This window comes from Vibrio sp. ABG19, assembly GCF_029962385.1.
Lineage (GTDB): Bacteria > Pseudomonadota > Gammaproteobacteria > Enterobacterales > Vibrionaceae > Vibrio > Vibrio ostreae.
Genome location: NZ_CP071708.1, coordinates 1,311,460 through 1,336,658, shown reverse-complemented (window position 1 = coordinate 1,336,658; position 25,199 = coordinate 1,311,460). Strand labels below are relative to the sequence as shown.

18 protein-coding genes are annotated in these 25,199 nt (G+C 55.0%); 16 read left to right on the top strand and 2 right to left on the bottom strand.

The genetic code is table 11. The features are described from left to right. Window positions 1-156: 156 nt before the first annotated feature. The 4 genes from rarD to ggt all read left to right on the top strand — a co-directional run bounded on the left by rarD (window position 157) and on the right by ggt (window position 4,591). On the top strand, window positions 157-1,089 hold the full coding sequence (gene rarD, locus J0X00_RS12390) for an EamA family transporter RarD (RefSeq protein ID WP_282478147.1): 933 nt from the start codon (window positions 157-159) through the stop codon (window positions 1,087-1,089). A gap of 81 nt (window positions 1,090-1,170) precedes the next feature. Next, entirely contained in the window at window positions 1,171-1,974 is an 804-nt protein-coding gene (locus J0X00_RS12385; RefSeq protein ID WP_282478146.1) for an AraC family transcriptional regulator, read from the top strand. Between the two features lie 63 nt (window positions 1,975-2,037). Beyond that, window positions 2,038-2,694, top strand: a complete 657-nt coding sequence (locus tag J0X00_RS12380; RefSeq protein ID WP_282478145.1) for a LysE family translocator — start codon at window positions 2,038-2,040, stop codon at window positions 2,692-2,694. A 121-nt stretch (window positions 2,695-2,815) separates the two neighbouring features. Continuing rightward, window positions 2,816-4,591: a gamma-glutamyltransferase gene (ggt, locus tag J0X00_RS12375; RefSeq protein WP_282478144.1), complete on the top strand. Its 1,776-nt coding sequence runs from the start codon at window positions 2,816-2,818 to the stop codon at window positions 4,589-4,591. Window positions 4,592-5,380: 789 nt separating this feature from the next. On the opposite strand, the gene uvrD is transcribed toward ggt, so the two are convergent. Then, window positions 5,381-7,555 carry a DNA helicase II gene (gene uvrD / locus J0X00_RS12370; RefSeq protein WP_282478143.1) on the bottom strand — a complete coding sequence of 725 codons (2,175 nt, stop codon included), beginning with the start codon at window positions 7,553-7,555 and terminating at the stop codon, window positions 5,381-5,383. A gap of 324 nt (window positions 7,556-7,879) precedes the next feature. Here uvrD and J0X00_RS12365 point away from each other — a divergent pair, with 324 nt between their 5' ends. From J0X00_RS12365 to J0X00_RS12350, 4 genes are all read left to right on the top strand, one after another. Continuing rightward, the gene (locus J0X00_RS12365) at window positions 7,880-8,143 is read left to right on the top strand and encodes a DUF2282 domain-containing protein (RefSeq protein ID WP_136487235.1); all 264 of its coding nucleotides are present in this window, start codon (window positions 7,880-7,882) and stop codon (window positions 8,141-8,143) included. Window positions 8,144-8,272: 129 nt separating this feature from the next. Next, the gene (locus J0X00_RS12360) at window positions 8,273-9,169 is read left to right on the top strand and encodes a DUF692 domain-containing protein (protein WP_282478142.1); all 897 of its coding nucleotides are present in this window, start codon (window positions 8,273-8,275) and stop codon (window positions 9,167-9,169) included. Then, window positions 9,159-9,923 (top strand): DNA-binding domain-containing protein, encoded by a 765-nt coding sequence (locus J0X00_RS12355; RefSeq protein WP_282478141.1) that lies wholly within the window; start codon window positions 9,159-9,161, stop codon window positions 9,921-9,923. The genes J0X00_RS12360 and J0X00_RS12355 overlap by 11 nt, the downstream gene beginning before the upstream one ends. Window positions 9,924-9,932: 9 nt before the next feature. Beyond that, entirely contained in the window at window positions 9,933-10,415 is a 483-nt protein-coding gene (locus J0X00_RS12350) for a DoxX family protein (RefSeq protein ID WP_282478140.1), read from the top strand. Window positions 10,416-10,556: 141 nt separating this feature from the next. On the opposite strand, the gene prlC is transcribed toward J0X00_RS12350, so the two are convergent. Then, the gene (prlC, locus tag J0X00_RS12345; RefSeq protein WP_282478139.1) at window positions 10,557-12,599 is read right to left on the bottom strand and encodes an oligopeptidase A; all 2,043 of its coding nucleotides are present in this window, start codon (window positions 12,597-12,599) and stop codon (window positions 10,557-10,559) included. 160 nt (window positions 12,600-12,759) lie between these two features. Between prlC and J0X00_RS12340 the strand changes: the two genes are divergently transcribed. The 8 genes from J0X00_RS12340 to J0X00_RS12305 all read left to right on the top strand — a co-directional run bounded on the left by J0X00_RS12340 (window position 12,760) and on the right by J0X00_RS12305 (window position 25,133). Next, the gene (locus tag J0X00_RS12340; RefSeq protein ID WP_136487240.1) at window positions 12,760-13,599 is read left to right on the top strand and encodes a 23S rRNA (adenine(2030)-N(6))-methyltransferase RlmJ; all 840 of its coding nucleotides are present in this window, start codon (window positions 12,760-12,762) and stop codon (window positions 13,597-13,599) included. Window positions 13,600-13,749: 150 nt separating this feature from the next. Continuing rightward, window positions 13,750-15,105, top strand: coding sequence for a glutathione-disulfide reductase (gene gorA, locus J0X00_RS12335; RefSeq protein WP_282478138.1), 1,356 nt, complete (start codon window positions 13,750-13,752; stop codon window positions 15,103-15,105). A gap of 651 nt (window positions 15,106-15,756) precedes the next feature. After that, window positions 15,757-16,905, top strand: a complete 1,149-nt coding sequence (locus J0X00_RS12330) for an efflux RND transporter periplasmic adaptor subunit (RefSeq protein WP_136487242.1) — start codon at window positions 15,757-15,759, stop codon at window positions 16,903-16,905. A gap of 6 nt (window positions 16,906-16,911) precedes the next feature. Then, on the top strand, window positions 16,912-20,040 hold the full coding sequence (locus tag J0X00_RS12325; protein ID WP_282478137.1) for an efflux RND transporter permease subunit: 3,129 nt from the start codon (window positions 16,912-16,914) through the stop codon (window positions 20,038-20,040). 177 nt (window positions 20,041-20,217) lie between these two features. Further along, a complete protein-coding gene (locus J0X00_RS12320) occupies window positions 20,218-21,555 on the top strand; it encodes a serine/threonine-protein kinase (RefSeq protein ID WP_282478136.1) in 1,338 nt (445 codons plus the stop codon). Beyond that, window positions 21,552-22,997: a chromosome partitioning protein ParA gene (locus J0X00_RS12315; RefSeq protein ID WP_282478135.1), complete on the top strand. Its 1,446-nt coding sequence runs from the start codon at window positions 21,552-21,554 to the stop codon at window positions 22,995-22,997. The genes J0X00_RS12320 and J0X00_RS12315 overlap by 4 nt, the downstream gene beginning before the upstream one ends. Beyond that, window positions 22,997-23,566: an ECF-type sigma factor gene (locus tag J0X00_RS12310; protein WP_136487246.1), complete on the top strand. Its 570-nt coding sequence runs from the start codon at window positions 22,997-22,999 to the stop codon at window positions 23,564-23,566. Before J0X00_RS12315 ends, J0X00_RS12310 begins: the two co-directional genes overlap by 1 nt. Before the next feature lies 1 nt (window position 23,567). Beyond that, complete coding sequence (locus tag J0X00_RS12305; RefSeq protein ID WP_282478134.1) at window positions 23,568-25,133, top strand: hypothetical protein; 1,566 nt, start codon at window positions 23,568-23,570, stop codon at window positions 25,131-25,133. The last annotated feature ends 66 nt before the right edge of the window (window positions 25,134-25,199 follow it).

Below are 25,199 nucleotides of genomic sequence, written 5' to 3'. Positions count from 1 at the left end.
TGAATTAAACCGCTATCGGCAAAGTAATTGCGTTGTGCCGCCAAGCTTGAGTGCACATCGACATGGTTTACACGGTATACTGGCGGGTAAATCGCCTCCTGTGCCGGGGCGGTGTCGCGCCGGACCGGGATGGCGCTCTTAAACGAGACATTAACAATGACATTTGAACAACAACAGGAAGTCCGCAAAGGCGTCTTCCTGGCGCTGGCTGCCTACATTATGTGGGGAATTGCGCCGATCTACTTTAAAACCGTGAGTTCGGTAGCGGCATTGGAAGTACTGAGTCACCGAGTGGTGTGGTCGTTCTTTCTGCTCGCCGCCCTGCTCCACTTCAGCAAACAATGGCGCGGCGTGCTGAGTGTACTGCGCACGCCGAAAAAAGTCGGTTTTCTGCTGGTCACCGCGCTGCTGATCGGTGCGAACTGGCTGACCTTTATCTGGGCGATTAACGCCAATCACATGCTGGATGCCAGCCTGGGTTACTACATTAACCCGCTGATTAATATCGTGCTCGGCATGCTGTTTCTCGGTGAACGGCTGCGCAAACTGCAGTGGTTTGCCGTGCTGCTGGCGGTGATTGGGGTCGCGATTCAACTGGTGGTGTTCGGCTCTCTGCCAATCGTGGCATTCGTGCTGGCCTTCACTTTTGCCGTGTACGGCCTGCTGCGCAAAAAAGTCGGCGTCGACGCGCTGAGCGGCCTGTTTATCGAAACCCTGCTGCTGGTGCCGGTGGCGCTGCTTTATCTGGCCTGGTTTGCCGATTCGCCGACCAGCTCTATGCTGCTCAACGACTGGCACATCAATGCGCTACTCATCGCCGCCGGAGTGATCACTACCCTGCCGCTGCTCTGTTTCACTGGCGCGGCGACGCGACTCAAACTGTCGACACTGGGCTTTTTCCAGTACATCGGCCCGAGCCTGATGTTTGTGCTGGCAGTGCTTATCTATGGCGAAGCGTTCAGTGCCGATAAAGCGATTACCTTCGCCTTTATCTGGAGCGCGCTGCTGATTTTCACCTGGGACGGTCTCGGCCAACGCCGCCGCCAGAACGCGATGGTGCGCAGCGCACAGCAGGCGGCACTCAAGTAAAACCGTGATCGTTTTTTACAAGACAATCTCATTCCGCCCCGTTAAGCTGGATGAGATTGTTGCTATTTTCACCGGTTCCACATGGATAAAGTTCGCTACCGCACCACCCCCGATTCAGCCATCAGCCTGATTGAAGGTGACTATCACGAGTTCGCCTTTCAACGTCATTATCATCTCGATTTTCATCTGGGCCTTATCACCCAGGGGCAGCAGCGCTTTGCCTATCAGGGCGCCCAGCATCAGGTCGGCCACGGCGAACTGGTGATCATGCCACCGGATGAACTGCACGATGGTCGTTCACTGGCTGAATCCGGTTATCAGGTGCGGGTGTTTGCGATTGAGCCGGATTGGTTTAACCAGCACCTTGAACTGGCCCGCCCGCAGCAGATGATGAGCTTTGACCGCCTGATTGTCAGCGACCCGCAGCTGTTCAGCCGCTTGTGTCATCTGCATCAGGCACTGGCACAGCCAAGCCTGAGCCAGTTAGCCAAAGACTGCCTGCCCTACGAAGGTTTTTCCGGGCTGGTGCAACGCTACGGCGCCAGCAAGGAGCGCGCCCCGGTCACACTCGGCCGCCAGTCGCTGGCCACCCTGAAAGAGTACCTGCTGGCCCACCTGGATCAGGCCGTACGCCTGGAACAACTGGCCGCACTGTGCGACTTGACACCGACCCAGTTGCAGCGTCATTTTAAAGCCCGCACCGGCATGACGCCTTATGCTTGGCTGAGCCGGTTACGTCTGGAACAGGGCATGAAACTGATCAAAACCGGTATTTCCGGCACTGAGGTGGCGCAGCAGGTTGGTTTCTACGACCAGGCCCACTTTACCAAAGCGTTCAAACACACTTTTGGTGTTTCCCCTTCCGCCGTCGGCCACTGTCAGTAATTTACAAGCCACATCCTCCGCCAACTGCCACAATAGCGCCCAGATCGCAGGAGATGTGTTGTTATGAATGAAGTCAGTATTCTTGTTACCCTTGCCACCGTGCACTTTATCGCCCTGATGAGCCCCGGCCCTGATGTCGCCCTGGTGGTACAAAATGCCAGCCGCTACGGCCGTCAGACTGGACTGTATATTGCCCTCGGCTTGTCGTTCGGCATTCTGCTGCATTCTTTGCTCAGCCTGACCGGAGTCAGTTATCTGGTCCACCAGCAGCCGCTACTGTTTGCCCTGCTGCAACTGTGCGGCGGCAGCTATCTGCTCTATCTGGGCTATGGCGCGCTGCGCGCGACGCTGGCCAACTGGTCCCGGGCTCCGGGCGAACTGAGCCAGAAGCCGGAGCTGCTGCTGCATAATAAGCGTCAGGCCTTTTCACGCGGCTTTATGACCAATATTCTCAACCCGAAAGCGCTGGTATTCTTCGTCAGCCTGATGTCGACGCTGATCCCGGCCGGAATGTCACTCGGCGGCAAAGGCATCGCGCTGCTGATCTTGTGGGGGCTGGCGCTGGCCTGGTTTGCCGCGCTGGCCTGGATGCTGTCAACCCGGCATCTGCAGCAGAAACTGCAGGCCGCCGGCCGCTACATCGATCTGCTGTGCGGAGTGATATTTACCGCCATCGGCATGATGATCCTGTACCAGTCGCTCAGTGGTTTACTGAGCTAACACCACAGTAATCGCAATCTAAACCGCTAACAATGCTGCATATTTTCCTTATCATGCTGGCAAAATAGCCCGCCGGCTGCCACTCTGAACAAGTGAATGGACACTCATCAGGGAGACAGGGATGCAGCACATCAGCAGCGCGGCCCGCGCACTGGCCTTATCCGGGCTATTATTTTCGTTTGGCGCGGTCGGTACCGAATCCGTCAACTCAGCTCAGGTGACCGACAGTGTCGCTCCGGAGCAGAGCAGCGGCTATCAGGAGAAGAACCTGATCAGCACCCAGCACTGGATGGTCACAGCCGCCAACCCGCTCGCCGCCGAAGCGGGGGCCAAAGTACTGCGCGACGGTGGTAATGCCATTGATGCCATGGTGGCGGTGCAACTGATGCTCGGCCTGGTCGAGCCGCAGTCCTCCGGTATCGGCGGCGGGTCATTTCTGGTCTACTTTGATGCTGAAAATCAGGAGCTGACCACTTTTGACGGGCGGGAAACCGCCCCACTTGCCGCCACCCCAACTCTGTTTCAGGACGCGAGCGGCCAGCCGCTAACATTCTATGATGCGGTGGTCGGCGGGCGTTCAGTCGGCACGCCCGGCACAGTCAAACTGCTGTGGGACACCCATCAGAAATATGGCCAACTGCAATGGGCGCGCCTGATTGAGCCGGTTATTGCTCTCGCCCGGCAAGGATTTGAAGTCAGCCCGCGTCTCGCCACGCTGATAGCGGAAGATGCCGACCGGTTGAGCCGCTTTGCCGGCGCAGAAGCCTACTTCTTTGACGCCAAGGGCCAGCCACTGCAGGCGGGTCATATTCTCAAAAATCCGATGTATGCCGATACCCTGGAGCAGATTGCCAACCACGGCGCCAAAGCCTTCTATCAGGGTGAGATTGCCCGCGACATCATCCGCACTGTGCAACAGGCACCCGGTAACCCGGGCGTACTGGCGCAGGCCGACTTTGATGCCTACCAAATCAAGCAGCGTGATCCGGTGTGCGCGCCATACCAAAGCTATCAGGTATGCGGCATGGGACCACCCAGCTCCGGCGCACTGACGCTGGGCCAAATCCTCGCCATCAGTGAGAAATACGATCTCAAAGGCTGGGGGCCGGATAGTGCCCTGTCCTGGCAGGTGATTGGCGACGCTTCGCGCCTGGCCTTTGCCGACCGCGGCCTGTACATGGCGGATCAGGATTACGTACCGATGCCAAGCGAAGGCCTGCTGGACAAAGCCTATCTGGGCCGGCGCGCCAAACTGATCACGCCGGGCAAAGCGCTGAGTGAGGTCAAACCTGGCAATCCACACTGGCAGCATGCCATGCTGCTCAGCGCCGATCAGTCGCTTGAGCTGCCTTCGACCAGTCACTTCAATATCGTTGACCGCGATGGCAACGTGGTCTCGATGACAACCTCGATAGAGAATGTGTTCGGCTCGCGCCTGTTTGTACGCGGTTTTCTGCTCAACAACGAGCTGACCGACTTTTCTTTTGCGACCCACAACAACGGCCGCCCGATCGCCAATCGTCTCGAACCGGGTAAACGGCCACGCTCTTCCATGACTCCGACGATCGTCATGCAGGGTGACAAACCCTATCTGGCCATTGGCTCGCCCGGCGGCAGCCGCATCATCGGCTATGTGGCCCAGGCACTGATCGCCCACCTGCAGTGGGGCATGGACATTCAGTCGGCGATCAACCAGCCGCATGTGCTGAGCCGCTTTGCTGACACCGATCTGGAGCAAGGTACGGCCGCGGAAAAACTGGCCCCGGAGCTGGAAAAATTCGGCGTCAAAGTGACCATACGCGATCTTAATTCGGGGCTGCACGCTATTCGTATCAGCGATCAAGGGCTGCAGGGCGCCGCGGATCCGCGCCGCGAAGGGGTGGCAATCGGTCAGTAACCACCACAGCACGCCGCCTCGTGCTGGCCGATCAGCCCGCCGGCTTGTAAGAGATCTCTCACAAGCCGGTAGGTAAATTTCGCTTTTTATTAGGAAAAATGGGTAGAAATCAAACCTAAGTCATTGATTAAAATAGAACGACTGTCATAAAGATGAAATAATTATTCAAGAAATCGATTTCACTACGTTGCTGAAAAGCGTGCAATCAGTAATATGAACGGTGTCGGAAGGATGCTGACACGGAATAGGGAATCACTAGGGATTGGTGATCTTCAGGATGAAGATGCGGTTGTTCAGGATGAATGATCGGCAAGGATAGCAAGCAGGACATTGAACGGACTCAATCGTTACCAGGATGGCGACGACAAAGGAAAGACAATGGACTCCTCTGGACGAGGAAAGGACTTAACATCAGGATGATGTCAGGGACACCGCTCAGGGAACAAGTGATGTGAGCTAACGTGGATGGTTAGCAGATCAGGATGATCAAGGACACCGCTAGGATGGCGATGAACGGATTGCGCTGAAGGATACAGCACACTTATCAGGGAAAAGATGCAGGGAGCACCTTTTAGTAGCCGGATTGCTGCGAGTAAGACTATAACCCCGAAGGGCTTTGGCCCCTCGGGGTTTTTCTTTTTCCGCGCCAGGTACGCAGATCACGAGCGGCGCAGGCCAGCCCTTCCGCATCCAGACCAGACGACAGCGCATAAAAAAACCGGCCATCAGACCGGTTCTGTTTACAGCAGTGTATGCGCGCTGAACAAAAAAAGCGCTACACTAACGCGGTTAAAGCTTTTCCAGTTTGGCATACGCCGTCACCAGCCACTTAATGCCTTCGCCGTTGAATGCCACCTGGACCCGGCTCTGCGCGCCGCTACCTTCAAAGTTAATAATGGTGCCTTCGCCGAATTTCGGATGCATCACCCGCGCCCCCAGGGTGAAGCCGGTTTCATTAAAGCTCTCTTTCACTACAGTCTGGCTGAAACGGCCACTGCTGGCCGGGCGGCTGACCTGAGCTTTCATGCGCACTTCATCCAGGCAAGTTTCCGGCAGCTCACGAATAAAGCGTGATGGCTTGTGGTACTTATCCTGGCCATACAGACGACGCATCTCGGCATAGGTGATATACAGTTTCTTCATCGCCCGGGTCATGCCGACGTAACATAAACGGCGCTCTTCTTCGAGACGCCCGGCTTCCTCGGCTGACATCTGGCTCGGGAACATACCCTCTTCTACCCCGACCATAAACACCAGCGGGAATTCCAGCCCTTTGGCACTGTGCAGCGTCATCAGTTGCACCGCATCATCAAACTCATCCGCCTGACCTTCGCCGGCTTCCAGCGCGGCATGGGTCAGAAACGCGGTCAGCATGGTCATTTCATCGGCTTCTTCCGGCTTTTCAAACTGGCGGGTCGCAGTCACCAGCTCTTCCAAGTTCTCAATCCGTGCTTTGGATTTTTCGCCTTTTTCCTGCTGGTACATCTCAAACAGGCCGGAGGTTTTGATCACATGGTCGGTCTGTTCGTGCAACGGCATCTCCGCACTGTCATCTTCCAGCGCGTTAATCAGCTCAACAAAGCGGCTCAATGCCGAAGCGGCACGGCCAGCCAGCACTTTTTCGTCCAGTAGAGCGACGCTGGCCTGCCATAGGGTGCAACCGCGGTCACGCGCAGCAAAACGTATCGTATCCAGGGTTTTGTCGCCCAGGCCACGGGTTGGTGTATTAACCACCCGCTCAAACGCGGTGTCATCAAAACGGTTATTCATCAAGCGCAGATAGCTGAGCGCATCTTTGATTTCCTGCCGCTCGAAGAAGCGCATACCGCCATAAATACGGTACGCCAGGCCAGCCTGAATCAGCGCCTCTTCCAGCACCCGTGACTGGGCGTTGTTCCGGTATAAAATAGCGCAATCATTAAGGATATCGCCTTTATCGTGCCACTCTTTAATTTTACCGACCACAAAGCGCGCTTCGTCCAGCTCGTTGTAAGCCGAATAGACCGAGATCGGATCGCCCACCTGGCCTTCGGTCCACAGCTCTTTACCCATCCGCTCGGTGTTATTGGCGATCAGGGTGTTGGACGCTTCCAGGATGGTTTTGGTCGAGCGGTAGTTCTGCTCAAGGCGAATGGTGTTCACGCTCGGGAATTCGAGGGTAAACTTCTCGATGTTCTCTACTTTGGCGCCGCGCCAGCCGTAAATCGACTGGTCATCGTCACCAACGATCATCACATGGGCGTCCGGGCCGGCCATCATGCGCAGCCAGGCGTACTGAATGTTGTTAGTATCCTGGAATTCGTCGACCAGAATATGTTTAAAGCGCGCCTGATAATGTTCGCGAATATGCTTGTTATCGCGCAGCAGTTCGAGCGTACGCAGCAGGATTTCGGCAAAGTCAACCAGACCGGCGCGATCACACGCTTCCTGATAAGCCGAGTAAATCTGCAGGTAAGTCTGGGTGACCGGATCGCGGTACGCATCAATGTGCGCCGGGCGCAGCCCTTCGTCTTTCTTGCCGTTGATCCACCACGAAACCTGGCGCGCCGGCCACTGTTTGTCATCCAGATTCTGCGCTTTGATCAGACGTTTCAGCAGACGCTGCTGATCGTCACCATCGATGATCTGAAAATCTTCCGGCAGCTTAGCATCAAGATAATGAGCGCGCAGAATGCGATGACAAATGCCGTGGAAAGTGCCGTTCCACATCCCCGAGGCGCTGCCCATCATCAGCTCTTCAATCCGGCCGCGCATTTCCGCTGCGGCTTTGTTGGTGAAGGTCACCGACATGATCGAAAACGGCGACGCCTGCTCGACCGACATCAGCCAGGCGATGCGATGCACCAGCACCCGGGTTTTGCCACTGCCTGCCCCCGCCAGTACCAACAGGTTTTCAAGCGGTGCTGCGACCGCTTCGCGTTGTTTGTCGTTCAAACCGTCAATTAAGAGAGAGGGATCTATCATGGCTAAGCTACTGGTTATTTATACATAATTTGAACGATTATACCTGTAAACGCAGTCAGACCCAAGTAGGGCCGGGAATGGATTTGCTGCAGATTTATCCAGTGAATTGCCCGCTATGCAGAGCGAAAAGACAAAAAATCATCAGATTTTTATTGTCTATAAATCATTAATTTAATCATTAATACGCTAAATAACAGCGCAAAATTTACCCACTGGGTGAAAGTTTTCTGTCCACCATCCGCTCTTTTTCTCTAAGCAAACGCGCTACTTGATTTCGTTACCACGGCCGTTTGTTACACATGGAACAGTTAAGAGGATAAGACAATGAGCAAATCAAATCTGGCGGTCACCGCCGCAATTACCGGCCTGCTGGCCATGGGTGGCACTCTGCTGAGCGCAGCGCCGGCAATAGCCGCCGAGAAAGAAAAATGCTATGGCGTGGCTAAAGCGGGCCATAATGACTGCGCGACCAAATCCAGCTCCTGCGCCGGTACGTCCAAAATGGACCATCAGAAAGATGCCTTTGTGGTAATGCCCAAAGGGCTATGCGACAAACTGGCCGGCGGCAGCACCATGGCGCCGAAATAAGCCCGCACTGCGCCCTGCCTGAGAGAACGTGCGGCAGCGCCGTACGTTCTGCCCGGATGACTCATCGACCGCTCTTTATGCACCGTTAGCAGCAAGTATCGAATTGCGCACAAGGATAAGGATGCCATTATGAACCCTGCGATTTCTCACCCCCTGGTCGGTGTCGGTCTGCGCCCCGCCCATCTCGATTTTTTCTGCCACCAGCCAACGCCGCTCAGCTGGCTCGAGATCCACAGCGAAAACTATTTAGCGCCCTTTTCACCGGCGCGCCGCACCCTGCAGCATATCCGCGCCAACTACGACATCAGCTGTCACGGCATTGGTCTCTCTCTAGGTTCTGCCACCAGCATCAATCCTGACCATTTACGCCAGTTGCAGGCGCTGGTGAATGACATCGAGCCCATCATGGTCTCGGACCATCTCAGCTGGAGCGAGCATGGCGGCCACTATTTTAACGACCTGCTGCCGCTGCCCTACACCGAGGAGGCACTGAATGTATTTTGCCGCAATGTGCTGCAGGTGCAAGATGCCCTGGCGCGGCCGCTGCTGATTGAAAACCCGTCCAGTTATCTGCGTTTCAGTCATTCCACCATTGATGAATGGACTTTTCTGGCCGAAGTGCAGCGCCGCACCGACTGCCGTCTGTTGCTCGACCTCAACAATGTTCAGGTCTCAGCCTTTAATCACGGTTTTGCTGTCGCGACTTACCTCGCAGCCATTCCGGCCGATGCGGTGGATGAAATTCACCTCGCCGGCTACAGCGTGCGTCAGTTACCGCAAGGGGAGATCCGCATCGACAGCCACAATCGTCCGGTCAGTGACGCGTTATGGCAGCTGTTTCGCGCCTGGACGGCGCGCCACGGTGTACGCCGTACTCTGATAGAGTGGGATACCGACCTGCCTGAAGCACAGGTCCTGCTGGCAGAAGCCGACCACGCCGCGCAGATCCTGCGGCAGGTGACCTCGGCGCGATATCGCCACCCGGTTGACAGTTTAGTGGCACAAGGAGGCGCTGATGAGCTGTGATCTGGCGCGGCTGCAAGCCGACTTTGCCCGCGCACTGAACGGTGACAACAAGGCCGTTGAACACCTGCTTACCAGTGACCGCTTTCGTGGCGGGCAGCGGCTGCAGATTTATCGCAATAACTATGTGATCAGCCTGAGTGACGTGCTCGCTGCCGGTTACCCGCTGCTCAGAGCCGTGATCGGTGAAGAGTGCTTCTCTGCGCTGGCGCGCCACTATGTTATGCATCATCCCCTGACCTGCGCTGATGTCAGCGCCTACGGCGCCGGGCTGGACAGTAGCATCGCCGCGCTGCCACATATTGAGCAGGCCGTGCCTTACGCCGCTGATCTGGCACGTTTTGAGTGGCAACTGGATATGGTGCAGCAAAGCTATGCAACGGCGCCCCGTCCGGACTGCCAGCCGCTGACCCGTTTAGCGACACTCAGCGCTGCGCAGCAGGCGCAAGTCCGGCTGCAACTGTCGCCCTGGGTCAGTTTGTTCAGTGCGCCGTACGCCTTGTTTGATCTGCGCGCAGCTTTCCACAATGATGATTTTTCTGCGCTGCAACTGGCTGAGGCGCAACGCGGCCTGATCGCCTGCGATAGCGACGGCCAGCCCTGGACCCGCGCGTGCAGCGATTCGGAATATCATCTGCTGCACGCGCTGAGCGCTGCCACCCCGCTCGGCGCAATAACAGCAGAGTTATTGGCCACTCTTCCGGCACTGACCCAGTTAAATATTGTGGCCGGTTTTACCCTGCCCGGCACGGAATAGGAGACGGATATGAACACCCTGATTGCACGCTATCAACAAGGCAGCGGCTGGCTGCAAACTGTGCTGGCACCACTGATTTTACTGCTGGCGCGGCTGTGGGCAGCCAGTGTGTTTTTCCAATCCGGCCTGGTGAAAATCAGCAGCTGGGACAGTACCCTGTATCTGTTTGAATTTGAATATCAGGTGCCGCTACTGCCGTGGCAATGGGCGGCTTACCTTGGCACCGCGGCCGAGCTGCTCCTGCCGCTGCTGCTGATCGCCGGCCTGCTTGGCCGCCTTACCGCACTGGCGCTGTTCGGCTTCAATATCATCGCCGTCATCTCGTATCCGCTGCTGTGGGAGCGCGGTTTCTATGACCACCAGCTGTGGGGGGCGCTGCTGCTGATGGTCATGGTGTGGGGGCCGGGTAAATGGTCACTTGATCACTGGCTCAGCCAGCGCTGGCATGGTGCGGCGCAATCAGCACCGAACGTACGCAGCAACGCAGAATAACGATCAGTAACAGAATAACTATCAGTAACCGCAATGGCAGAACAAAAATGGCACCATCGAAATAGCACAAGCGCGGTGCGCAGAATAGCAAAAGGCCAGCCTCAAGCAGGCTGGCCTTTAATGGTTGGACTTGGACAGTGCTTATGCAGCGATGCCGGCGTGGCGCAGCAACGCGTCAATTTGCGGCTCACGGCCACGGAAGCGTTTGAACAGCTCCATCGGCTCTTCACTGCCGCCCATTTCCAGAATGTTATTCAGGAAGCTCAGGCCGGTGTCGCGGTTGAAAATACCGTCTTCCTCAAAGCGTGAGAAGGCATCGGCTGACAGCACTTCCGCCCACAGATAGCTATAGTAACCGGCGCTGTAACCACCGGCAAAGATATGGCTGAAGCTGTGTGAGAAGCGGTTCCACTCCAGGCTTGGCAGGACGGCCACTTTTTTCTTCACTTCGGCCAATGTTTCCAGCACTTTCGGTCCCTGATCCGGATCGTAGGTGGTGTGCAGGGTGAAATCGAACAGGCCGAATTCAAGCTGACGCAGGATAAACATCGCTGACTGGAAGTTTTTCGCCGCCAGCATTTTTTCCAGCATCGCTTTTGGCAGCGGCTCACCGGTCTGGTAATGGCCGGAGATAAACGCCAGCGCCTCTTCTTCCCAGCACCAGTTTTCCAGGAACTGGCTTGGCAGCTCGACCGCATCCCAAGGCACACCATTGATGCCCGATACCGCACCCACTTCAACCTGAGTCAGCATATGGTGGATGCCGTGGCCAGTTTCGTGGAACAGGGTCACCACTTCATCGTGGGTAAACAGCGCCGGTTTATCACCGACCGGACGGTTGAAGTTACAAGTCAGGTATGCCACCGGGGTTTGCAGTTCACCGGCCGCATTAATACGGCGCACCCGGCATTCATCCATCCAGGCGCCACCACGTTTATGTTCACGCGCGTACAAATCCAGATAGAAGCTGCCACGCAGCGCACCATTGCTGTCGAAAATATCGAAAAAACGCACTGACTCATGCCAGGTATCCACACCTGCACGCTCTTTGACCTGCATGCCGAACACGCGGCCCAGGACCTCAAACAGGCCGTTCACCACCTTGTGTTCCGGGAAATAAGGGCGCAGCTCTTCATCCGAGATCTGGAACAGGTGCTGTTTCTGCTTTTCACTGTAGTAAGCGATATCCCACAGTTTCAGTTCCGTGACGCCAAACTCCTGCTCGGCAAACTGGCGCAGCTCTTCCACTTCGCGCTCGCCCTGCGGCTTGGCTTTAGTGGCCAGGTTATTGAGGAAATCCATTACCTGCTGTGGCGACTCTGCCATCTTGGTCGCCAGTGATTTTTCGCTGTAGGTGTTAAAACCGAGCATACGCGAAATTTCATAGCGCAGCTTGAGCTGCTCGGCGATGATTTCGCTGTTGTCCCATTTACCGGCATTCGGGCCACGGTCCGACGCGCGAGTGACGTAGGCTTCATACAGCTCCTGACGCAGCGCCTGGTTGTCACAGTAGGTCATGACCGGCAGGTAAGACGGAATATCCAGCGTCAACAGGTAGCCGGTCAGGCCTTTGGCTTCCGCTGCCGCTTCGGCTGCTGCCAGTGCCGACTCCGGCATGCCGGACAGCTCATTGACGTCCGTCACGTGCTTGCTCCAGCCCATGGTGGCATCGAGCACGTTGTTGGAGAATTTAGAGCCCAGCTCTGACATACGCTTGCTGATCTCACCATAGCGTTTCTGCTCATCGCTTGGCAGGCCGATACCGGACAATTCGAAATCACGCAGCGCGTCAGTCACGGTTTTCTGCTGCGCACGGCTCAGCGCGCTGAACGCTTCGCTGGCTTTGATCGCCTGATAGGCTTTGAACAGCCCTTTGTGCTGACCAACCCAGGTGCTGTATTCCGACAGCAGTGGCAGGCAGCTTTCGTACGCTTCACGCAGCTCCTCGCTGTTGGTGACCGAGTTCATGTGACTGACCGGTGACCAGATGCGGCTCAGGTGATCATCCACTTCTTCGATCGGAGCAATGACATTGTCCCAGCTTGGCTCAGTATTTCCTTCCAGTACGGCGTTAATCTTTGCACGGCAATCTTCAATCGCCTTTTCAAGCGCAGGCTTGACGTGTTCTGGTTTGATAGCAGAAAACGGTGGCAAATCCGTAAAGGTCAGAAGTGGATTAGACATAGAACGTTCCTTTTGATCGAAAGAGGGTCAGTGAATGATATTCACTGGCTATTACGTTAATAGATATAGCCAGGTTCAGCAATTTTCAATACTGGCGTATAATCGGCGATAATGTTTTTTGAACTGACCAGCACCCCGCGACCGGGTGAGAGAGCGCAAATTGTTAAGTTACCGACACAGTTTCCATGCCGGAAACCACGCCGATGTGGTGAAACACATCGTACAAAGCTTAATCCTGACGTCCCTGCAGCAGAAGGATAAGCCGTTTGTTTATCACGACACCCACTCCGGCGTCGGCCGCTATGACCTGACTCATGAGTGGTCAGAAAAAACCGGCGAATATAAACAGGGCATCGCCCGTTTGTGGCAGCAGGCGGATGTGCCGGCAGATATCCAGAGCTACCTGGCGTCGATTAAAGCGCTGAATCAGGGTGACGAGCTGCGCTACTACCCGGGTTCGCCGCGAGTGGCGCGTGCTCACCTGCGTGCTGATGACCGCATGGTGCTGACCGAACTGCACCCGAGCGACTACCCGTTGCTGGAGCAGGAGTTCCACCGCGACCGCCAGGTGGCGATTTTTAAAGAGGATGGCTTTGCCCGCCTCAAAGCCAGCCTGCCGCCGAAAGAGCGCCGTGGCCTGGTGCTGATTGACCCACCGTATGAACTGGCCAAAGAGTACCGCGACGTGGTCAATGCGATAGCACAAAGCTACAAGCGCTGGGCGACCGGCATCTATGCTATCTGGTATCCGGTGGTGAATCGCTGCGATATTGAAGACATGATTGAAGGCCTGCAGGGACTCGGCATTCGCAAAATTTTACAAATTGAACTCGGGGTTTCACCGGATACCAACGAGCGCGGCATGACCGCCTCTGGCATGATAGTGATTAATCCGCCGTGGAAACTGCAAAGTCAGATGGAAACCATCCTGCCGTTCCTCAAGCAGACCATTGCGCCGGCCACCGGTCACCACAAAGTGGAATGGATTGTACCCGAGTAATTAAACCGGTCCCCAGAGTCTGGGAGCTGACAACAAGAATCAACCGCAGGGATTGAGTTCTGACATTCTGTCCTCCATCTACTGATGATACATATTAAAAAACACGCAGGGCATGCGACACCACTCGCCCCTGCCTGACGGGAGAAAGTAATGGCAACACATTTTGACTATATCTGTATCGGCGGCGGCAGTGGCGGCATTGCGTCAGCGAACCGCGCGGCTATGTACGGTGCTAAAGTGGCGCTGATTGAAGCCAAAGATCTGGGCGGCACCTGTGTCAACGTCGGCTGTGTGCCGAAGAAAGTGATGTGGCACGGCGCGCAAGTGGCAGAAGCCATGAACCTGTACGCGGAAGATTACGGATTCGATGTTGAAGTGAAAAACTTCGACTGGAGCAAAATGGTTGAAAGCCGTCAGGCTTACATCGGCCGTATCCACCAGTCTTACGACCGCGTGCTGGGCAACAACAAAGTTGAAGTGATTCGTGGCTTTGCTAAGTTTGTCGACGCCAAAACCGTGGAAGTGAACGGCGAGCACTATACTGCTGATCATATTCTGATCGCTGTCGGCGGCCGTCCGACTATCCCGAACATTCCGGGCGCGGAGTACGGTATCGACTCGAACGGTTTCTTCGACCTGAATGAACAACCAAAACGCGTTGCTGTGGTTGGCGCAGGTTACATCGCAGTGGAAATTGCCGGTGTACTCAACGCACTGGGCACAGAAACCCACCTGCTGTGCCGTAAAGAATCACCGTTGCGTAGCTTCGACCCGATGATCATTGATACTCTGGTTGAAGTGATGGCGACAGAAGGCCCGCAACTGCACACCCACAGCGTGCCAAAAGAAGTGACCAAAGAAGCCGATGGCAGCCTGACCCTGCATCTGGAAAATGGTGAAAGCTGCAATGTTGACACCCTGATCTGGGCGATCGGCCGTCACCCGGCCACCGATGCCATCAATCTGGCCGCGACCGGTGTTGCCACCAATGACAAAGGTTACATCAAGGTCGACGCTTATCAGGCCACCAACGTACCGGGCATCTACTGTGTCGGCGACATTATGGAAGGCGGTATTGAGCTGACTCCGGTCGCCGTCAAAGCTGGCCGTCAGCTGTCTGAGCGTCTGTTCAACAACAAGCCGGATGCCAAGATGGACTACAACCTGGTACCGACCGTGGTATTCAGCCACCCGCCAATCGGCACCATCGGCCTGACCGAGCAGGAAGCGATTGAACAATACGGCGCCGACCAAGTGAAAGTCTACACTTCTGGCTTCACGGCGATGTACACCGCCGTCACCAAGCACCGTCAGCCATGTAAAATGAAGCTGGTGTGTGCTGGCGATGAAGAAACCGTGGTTGGCCTGCACGGCATCGGTTTCACTGTCGATGAGATGATCCAGGGCTTTGCCGTAGCAATGAAGATGGGCGCAACCAAAGCGGACTTCGACTCCGTGGTGGCGATCCACCCGACTGGCAGCGAAGAGTTCGTGACGATGCGTTAAGGCGTACCTGTCCTTTAGCCCAGTAAAAAAGGCCGGGTTTCCCGGCCTTTTTGTATTTCTGCTCCCGGTCATCCGGCCACCCTCAATCCCAGTGGAAGCGTCATATCGACCGCCAGCCGCACCAAACAGCTCTTGTCGCACGAGCATGGAGCGTACTGACCCCTCATCTGACCCAGTGACCGACTCAGTGACCGACTCAGCCAACTCAGTCACCACTCAGAGTTCTCCAGCCTGAGGCCGCTTTATTGACTTCTTGCTCCCCTGTCTGGCACAGCTTCTGCTTCAGTTTTGCTACCCATGGCCGATTTAAAAACGACCAGTAACAAATTTGCGCATGCATCTGCGTGCATTAGGTGCGACAATTCCCAACCGGGAAAATCGGATAAAAATTGCACTTCCTCATTAATTGTCCATCTGTGCAGCAAAATTTACTTGTCCAATTGTGCAATAAATGACAGAGTTCTATCCAGCAGCCAGACATGCGATTTTTACCTGGGTTCATCAGGATGACATCGGGTGTTGAGAGGCTTTGCAATTAATCAGCATTCTCACAAAGACATTTGAGCCGGTGAATCTGAGCGGTGGTTTGTACGTATACCTGAAAGGATCACTGAGTTTAATACGTTCTACGTGGTAAAGGAGAGAGAAATTATGGGCGACGGTAAAGCCTTTTCTAAACAGTGGCTAACCGCAGTTGTAGCCGCAATTGCACTGGCGGGTTGTCAGCCAGATGCCACACCACAAGCTGGCGGCGACAGCGCACCACCTCCGGTGGCAGTCGATGTAGTTACCATCACGCCTCAGCCGGTCGATGTCACCAGTACCCTGCCGGGTCGAACCAGCGCCTATCGTATCGCTGAAGTCCGTCCTCAGGTCAGCGGCATCGTCACCAAACGTCTGTTTGTGGAAGGCAGCCAGGTGAAAAAAGGCGACGTGTTGTTTGAACTGGATGCTTCCACTTATCAAGCTGCTCTAGCCAGTGCCAAAGCCAGCCTGGCCCGTTCAGAAGCGAGCCTGGTTCAGGCTCAGTTTCAAGCCAAGCGTTACAGCGAATTGGTGAAAAAGAACTCGGTCAGCCAACAGGATTACGAAGACGCGCAGGCAAGCTACAAGCAAGCACTAGCGTCGGTAGAAGAGGCGAAAGCCAACGTTCACTCTGCTGAAATCAACCTCGCCTACACCAAGATCACTGCGCCGATCTCCGGCCGTATCGGTCGTACTCTGATCACTGAAGGTGCATTGGTTACGGCGAACCAGACCAACGCTCTGGCAACCATTCAACAGCTGGATCCGCTTTATGTCGACCTATCTCAGCCAAGTAGTGAGTTGCTTAAACTGCGTCAGGCGACTGGCATAAAAAACACAGAGCTGAGCGGTATTAAACTGTTCCTTGATGACGGCACACCCATTGACCAGCGTGCAACGCTGCAGTTTGCGGAAGTATCGGTCAACGAAAATACCGGTACGGTCAATGTACGCGCCACCGTTGATAACGCCGATCAGTTCCTGCTGCCTGGCCTGTATATACGCGCTGCAGTTCCGACCGAGCATCGCGAAGACGGCATCCTGATTCCTCAGGCCGCAGTCACCCGCAACGCGCGCGGCGAAGCGTCGGTATTTGTGGTGGATGCAGACAACAAGGTTGAATCACGCATGGTAGAAACCAGCAACACTATCGGCAATCAGTGGCTGATTGACTCAGGCCTGAAAGCCGGCGAGAAAGTAGTGGTTAACGGTATCCAGAAAATTCGTCCGGGCAGCTCAGTCACTCCTCAAGTCCTGGAAGATTCTAAGGAATAATAAGACATGGCACGATTTTTTATAGATCGCCCAATATTCGCGTGGGTGATCGCCATCATCATCATGCTGGCGGGTGTGTTGTCAATCATGACACTGCCCGTCTCGCAATATCCGGATATCGCGCCGCCGGCGGTGTCGATTTCCGGCTCATACCCAGGTGCTTCGGCGGACACGGTGGAAAACAGCGTGACCCAGATAGTCGAGCAGAACATGAATGGTATCGACAATCTGCTCTACATGTCGGCCACCAGTGACTCTGCGGGTAACTTCAGTATCACCCTGACCTTCGAATCCGGTACCGATCCGGATATTGCTCAGGTTCAGGTGCAGAACAAGTTATCGCTGGCGGAAGCAACCCTGCCGAACGAGGTAACCCAACAAGGTCTGACGGTGGCGAAGTCCTCCAGTTCATTCCTGATGGTTGTCGGCTTTATCTCGAAAGACGGCAGCATGAACAACACTGAAATCTCTGACTTCATGGTATCGCAGGTTAAAGACCCGCTGAGCCGTGTACAAGGTGTCGGTGAAGTTCGTGTGTTCGGTGCCCAGCACGCCATGCGTATCTGGCTTGATCCGAACAAACTGAGTAACTACCAGCTGACGCCTGCGGAAGTAAGCAACGCAATTCGCGCGCAAAACACCCAGGTATCAGTAGGTCAGCTCGGTGCAGCACCGGCAGTCGAAGGCCAGCAGCTTAACGCGACCATCACGGCACAAAGCCGCTTTACCACAGTCAAAGAGTTCCAGAATATCCTGCTGAAAGTGGATACGGACGGCGCGCAGATTCGTCTCAAAGACGTGGCACGGGTTGAACTTGGCGCTGAGAACTACCAGACCGCGGCCCGTTACAACGGTAACTACGCGTCGGGCATCGCGATCACGCTGGCGACCGGTGCCAACGCTCTGGACACCGCAGATGCGGTCCGCGCACGCCTGGCTGAACTGCAGCCAACCTTCCCGGACAACATCGAAGTGGTGTATCCGTACGATACCACTCCGTTTGTTAAAATCTCGATTGAAGAAGTAGTTCATACCCTGTTGGAAGCGATTGTACTGGTCTTCTTCGTGATGTACCTGTTCCTGCAAAACTTCCGTGCCACGCTGATCCCAACCATCGCGGTGCCTGTGGTTCTGCTCGGTACCTTCGGGATCATGGCGGCATTCGGCTTCTCAATCAACACCCTGACCATGTTTGGTCTGGTTCTCGCTATCGGCCTGTTGGTGGATGACGCCATCGTGGTGGTGGAAAACGTTGAGCGGGTAATGAGCGAAGACGGCTTGCCGCCACGTGAAGCAACCCGTAAATCAATGGGTCAGATCACCGGCGCTCTGGTCGGTATCGCGATGGTACTGAGTGCGGTATTTATCCCGATGGCGTTCTTTGGTGGCGCAGCGGGTGCGATTTACCGTCAGTTCTCACTGACCATTGTATCGTCAATGGTACTGTCAGTACTGGTGGCGATGATCCTGACTCCGGCACTGTGTGCAACCATGCTTAAGCCGGTGAAAAAAGGCGAAGATCACCACGTAAAATCCGGTCCGCTGGCCTGGTTCAACAAGTGGTTTGACCGTGGTACCCAAGGCTACCAGAACACCGTCGGCAAAGGCGTTAATCGTCGCTGGCGTTACCTGCTGGTTTACGGCGTGATTGTCGGCATTCTGGCCACACTGTGGACCCGCCTGCCATCTTCATTCGTACCGGAAGAAGACCAGGGTATTTTCTTGTCTGTTGTCCAGTTGCCGGTCGGTTCCACTCAGGAACAAACCCTGGCAGTGATGGATAAGGTGCGCAAGCACTTCCAGGAAGATGAAAAAGATCTGGTGGTTTCTGTGTTTACCGTTGCCGGCTTTAGTTTCGCCGGTCAGGGCCAGAACATGGGTATGGCGTTTGTGCGCCTGAAAGACTGGGATGAGCGGACTGAACCTGGCCAGTCGGTGGATGCGGTTATCGGCCGTTCATACCCTGCGTTTGCGCCAATCAAAGAAGCACAAATCTTCTCATTCAACATCCCGGCGATTCAAGGCCTGGGTAGTGCGAGTGGTTTTGATGCTTACCTGACAGATACGGCTAACCTGGGTCACGAAAAACTGATCGAAGCGCGTAACCAACTGCTGGGCATGGCCGGTTCGAACCCCAACCTGACTCAGGTACGTCCGAACGGTATGGAAGATACGCCGCAGTTCCGCATTGATATCGACTATGAAAAAGCGATGGCAATGGGTGTGACAGTATCGGACATCAACACCACCCTGTCGACCGCGCTGGGTTCGAGCTACGTTAACGACTTCATCGATAACGGCCGGGTCAAACGCGTTTACGTGCAGGCCGATGCGCCTTACCGGATGACGCCGGATGACCTCAGCCTGTGGCACGTGCGTAACGCCGATGGTGATATGGTGCCGTTCGATGCCTTCGCTACTACGCGCTGGTCGTTCGGTTCACCTCGTCTGGAGCGCTTTAACGGCGTACCGGCCGTCAACATTCAGGGCTCGGCGGCACCGGGTAAGAGTACCGGTGATGCGATGCAGGCGATTCTGGAAATTGTTGATCAGCTGCCGGAAGGCATTGGCCTGGAATGGACGGGGGCCTCGTACCAGGAAATTCAGACCGGTTCACAAGCGCCGTTCCTGTACGCCCTGTCTATCTTAATCGTATTCCTCAGCCTGGCTGCGTTGTACGAAAGCTGGAGTGTGCCATTCTCCATCATCCTGGTCGTTCCGCTGGGGGTATTTGGTGCGATTCTGGCGGCAACCACCAAGTCGCTGTCGAACGATATTTACTTCCAGGTTGGCCTGCTGACCACCATTGGTCTGTCAGCGAAAAACGCCATCCTGATCGTGGAATTCGCCAAAGACCTGTATGACGATGGCATGGATCTGGTGAAAGCGACCGTTGAAGCGTGTCGTATGCGTCTGCGTCCGATCATGATGACCTCGTTCGCGTTTATTCTTGGCGTACTGCCACTGGCTCTGAGTACCGGTGCCGGTGCAGCGAGCCGTAACGCGATCGGTTGGGGTGTTGTGGGTGGTATGCTGGCAGCAACTATCCTGGCGATTTTCTTCGTCCCGGTGTTCTTTGTGATGGTGATGAAACTATTCGGCACCAAACCGCATAAGATTCCGACCGACGCTTAATCGAGTGAACAGCCTCCAAATGCCCACCCGCCTCCGGCCGGTGGGCATTTTTTTATTCCGGTCATCCAATAATGCTTAACTCACATTCAGCAGATGTAGCAATAGTAAGAAAAGTTTCACTTTGCACATACATTTTGGATACACTACCAACGTGGTTATTCATACGATAAAAAATCCGTGCAAGCACCTGACTCTTCAACACAATTTTTTTACGACTGGCTGGATCTGAGCGAATCGGAGCAACAAGATGCGATCGCGCGTTTACAGGTCGAGCAACCCGATCTTTATCAGGAAGTGCTGCCTCTGCTGACTGCCTCAGCCGCCACCAGTTTGCATCAGGTTCTGGCCCATCATGCCTTGGCGTGGGCCGCAGACAGCGCAGATTACTCACAGCAACTGATCGACAAATACCAGCTGCACGACGAAATCGGCCGCGGCGGTATCGGCATCGTTTATGCCGCAACCCGCGCCGACAACACCTATGAACAGCAACTCGCTGTCAAGCTGATTCAGCCACACATCATTGAACAACTGGGCCAGCGAGCGCTGTTTGCCGAGGCGCAGATCCTGGCCCGCCTCAACCATCCCGGGATTGCCAAAGTGTACGATGGCGGCCTGTTTCACGACCAGGTCTATATCGTGATGGAATACATTCACGGTCCGACGCTGGACAGTTATCTGCAACAGCAGGAGTTAACCCGTCAGGACAAGCTGCGGCTGTTTATCCGTATCTGTCAGGCAGTCGAACACGCCCATGACCACCAGGTGCTGCATGCCGATCTCAAACCGGCTAACATCCTCATCTCCAGCGGAGATCAGCCCAAGCTAATCGACTTCAACCTGACCCAGAAATTCAAACCGCAGTCCGCTCAGTTGCATGACTCCTCTCTGCTCGCGTTCAGTAATCAGTACGCCAGTCCGGAGCAAAAACAAGGGGAATACCTCACCCAACAAAGTGACGTCTACTCACTGGGTAAGATATTACACACTGTATTTCCGACGCCTAAAGCGGGCTCAGATCTGGCGTGTATCATAGCTAAAGCGACCGAGTCAGATACCGGGCAGCGCTATCTCAGCGTGGGTGACCTGCGGCATGATGTAGAGCATCTGCTCGCTCTGCGGCCGATTTCGCTGCGCCAGCATCTGCCGTTTTACCTGCTCAAACGTCTGGTGCAAAGACGGCCTTTTTACTGCTTGTTACTCTCGTTACTCCTGGCATCAGCGACCAGTTTTACCATCGCGGTGATCGAGAAAAACCACCAATTGTCGGCGGAAAAGAAGATCTCGGACAACATGTTGTTCGAGCTGACCCAACTGCTGTTTCACAGTAAGAATTCGCTCGAACAACCACTGAGTATTGATGCCATGCTTGAGATCACCCGGCGGCGGATTTTATCCAACCCGGATATCCCGCAACACATTAAACAAAAAATGTTACTGGCACTGCTTACGCCGACACCACCAAAACAGCACAATCGACCAACGGCTCAGCCAGCGACCCCGAATCAACCATGACCATCCTACGTAATCTGCTCCTGACTACCGCCAGCCTGCTGGCCACCAGCCCGCTGGCCGCCGCGCCTGATACACAGCAGGGCTATTTTATTGATGCGCCAGTCACCGGCCTGTTTTACACCACCAGCTCCGGACTCAGCGGCACAACTCAGAAAGGGACCTTTTCCTATCATCCCGGCGATGTGATCCGCTTCTATCTCGGCCTGGATGAACATGGCTATCTGCTCACCACCCTGAGTGGTCAGGAAGTGGTGACCCCAACCCTGGCCAGTACCCAGGTCAGCCGCAGTGTAAACATGACCCGTTTACTGCTGTCGCTGGATTCGACCCCACAAAACCGCGAAGAGATCACGCTGCTCAGCCAGGCACTGACTGACCGGGATTTTATTCAGCAGCTTAAACAGCTGGACTTGTCATTTCTTGACGATCATCTTGCGGCACTTAACCTGCCGCTGGTCTCGACTCAGCAAGCGGTCGAACACCTCAATCAGAGCCAGCACTATATTGAGCAGAATTTTGTATCCGACCAGGTTATTTACCGGCCAAAAGGCGTAATGTACGAAACCAGCCTGGTACCCAAAAAAGACTGGCAGGGAAAAATCTGCGCGTACAATCTCGATCGCGCTGCTCATCCCAATTACTTTGCCCCGATAGGTAAAACGCGCTTTTCAGTCGGAGCGGAAACACTGACCGAGTATCCGGCTATCGGTGATCACTTTAACGGCTGCCAGCTCAGACCTGAGCACGGGCTCACCCAGGCAGTAGAGCATCCGCTGAGCCAATTTGCCTATGAGGCCGGCCTGATTGGCTGCGCCCGGCACGGCTGTACCCGTAACGATCTCAATGGCTTCTATGTCGAGGACTTTGACGACGAAGGCGACTGGAAATACCGCACCATCGCGATGAACTTTGACCCACTCACTGAGCTGTTTATGGAGAAATCGCAGGGACTGGGCCATAAAGCCGGCGTCAGCCACAACAACCGCAGTGAGATGATGTGGTTTACCTACCCGAACGGTAAGGGCGACCACATTCCATTACCGGGCATCTGGTTACGTACTCGCTACCTGGTCTCAGGCATTCAGCATCAGTGCCTGCACATCACCACCAACCAGGTCCTGCTCGGGCCTGAGTCGGTCAGTGAGTGTCCTTCCGAGCCACAAAACTACACCCGGGACGTCACTGCACAATACCGCGATATGTGGTGGCTGCAAAAACCGGACAACAGGATCAATGTGGGCGATCTCAATATTACCGTGACCTGGTTTGACCCGGAGCGTGGCCCACAATTTACCAGCTGGGAATACCTGCCGGCCGGCCACCACTGGGATCAGGGCATTTTGTATCGCTATCAGCAACGCAAACAGCGCGCCGTTGACGGCCAGGAATCAATGCAAACCCTGAGTGTCGATGAATTCACCAAACAGCATAAGGACAGCTAATGGTCTCTTCTCCCTTTACGCAAGTACTGCATAACTGGAAGCAGGGTGATAAGCCCGCAGAAAGTGAACTCTATCATATTGCTTACGCGCAACTGCGCCGCCTGGCGGAACAGGAACAGGCGCGTAACGCAGGCAAATATGGCGACAGTAATCCAATTCTCAATGACAGTATCCACAGCACCACCGCCCTGGTGCACGAGGCTTATCTTCGCTTATCACAAGCCGATCTGGATGATGTGCATCATCGGCGTGATTTTTATCTCAAAGCGGCCAAAATCATGCGTCAGATTTTGATCGACCATGCGCGGCATAAGCAGGCACAAAAGCGCCAGCCGGTGACATCGTTACCGGATGCAGAGCCCGCCGCATCATTTGAACAACTGATCATCATGGATAAAACTCTGGATACCTTCAGTGCCCGCTATCCGCGCCAGTCGAACGCGCTAAAGCTCAAGTATCTGATCGGCATGAAAGTCGATGAGATCAGCGAGCTGCTGGAGTGCAGCCGCAGCCTGATTGAAAAGGATCTCAAATTCGCCCTGTGCTGGTTCCAGTCGAGGCTAAGTTAAGATGCGCGTTCTTGTTTCACTGAGTGCCGCAGTACTGGGGGCCTGGCTGTTGTGGCCCGCCGACTCGCGCACCGAGCAATTGGCAGTGGATGAAACCGCTCAGCGCGGGTTAACACCGGGCCATGCTTGGTGGCCGGACAGTCACAGCGCATCGCGCGCCGCAGCGTCCGCTCCCTCTCTCTCTGCAGGTACACATAGTGCCGATAACAACGCAAGCCGATCACCAGCCGACTCCACCGATGAGACGGAAAGCAGTGACGGTGAACCTGAGACAGAGCAACCATCTGAGGAAACAGCGCCTGACAGCGCGGGCGCGGAGGTGAAGACAGTCACGACGGCAGAGAGTGATACGGCCAGCGCCGCAGAAGAGAACCAGCCGCCGCAACTCAACAGCGAAGCCTATCAACGCATCAGTGACGAAATTGCGACCTGGCAACTCAGCCCGGGCAATGCTGTGCGTTATCAGGTTGATATCAGTGATCTGTTCACCGATCCGGAAGGCGACCTGATCTCCTACCGGGTATCGGTCACCAGCGCAGCCCTGCGACTCAACCTTGCTCAACTGCTGACCGTAAGCGGCACACCGGAGCCGGATAGTGGCGCCCCGACGCTGCTGATTGAAGCCAGTGACGATGCTCATGCCGACGAGACCTGGCCAAGCACCAGTTTTGTGTTGCCGGTTGCACAGGATGACAACGAGCAGGATACCCGACAGCTGGAAGATACCCGTTTATACCGTATCCAGACTACGCGCCAACTGGGTGGCCAACACTATGATTATGACGTGCTGTATTGTGAACTGTTCTACCTCAGTAAAGGGGTGGTTTATTATGCCATGGGACAAACCCGCCTCGACTGCCCTGACAGCGCAGCGCTGCAGCGCGCCGGAACCTATCAGCGCAAGACGCAGCAAATCGACTTCAGCCTTGATTCTAACCATCTCTACAGCTGGATTTTTCGCCACAGCTATCCGTCACGCATCTATAACAGCAACAATTTTCTCGTCACCAGCTATGACGGTGACGAATATCAAACCGATACTCTCTCCGACACCCGCGAGGCAGCACAAGCACGTCTGAACGGTGATACCGGCCAGTACCTCTATCAAGGCGGTAACTTTGACTACCTGCTGATGGACGAGCAACAGAACTATTACTGGGTCAGCATGGGCAACTACATTTACGACCGCCGCTTCGACAACCCTAACTATTATCAACCGGCAGACTCAGATCTGAACATCGTGACCGATCAGGGCGATCTCTCCTGTCGTCAGTTTGAACCTTATTTCGCCTTTTCCTCCCTGACCGGCCCGACCCTGTATCAGCAAACCATGATGGTGTTTTCCGGCGATTATTATGGCAACTATCCGCCAGCCTGTTATGAATTTGACTCTCATCAGCGTCCGATCAGCCTTTCTTCGGATTTGGAATACTCCGAGTATGACATCCCGCTTGAGGGAGAAATTTATACCTATATTTTGCGCCCGCGTCCGGAGTACACCCAGTGGCTGGAAACCCTGAAAATCAATTTAATTTATCACCATCCGGATCCAAACATCACGCCGTAAACCGCATGACGACTGGTTTCCAGCCACTAATGATAAAAAAAATAAATTAATTTACGGGTTTTATGC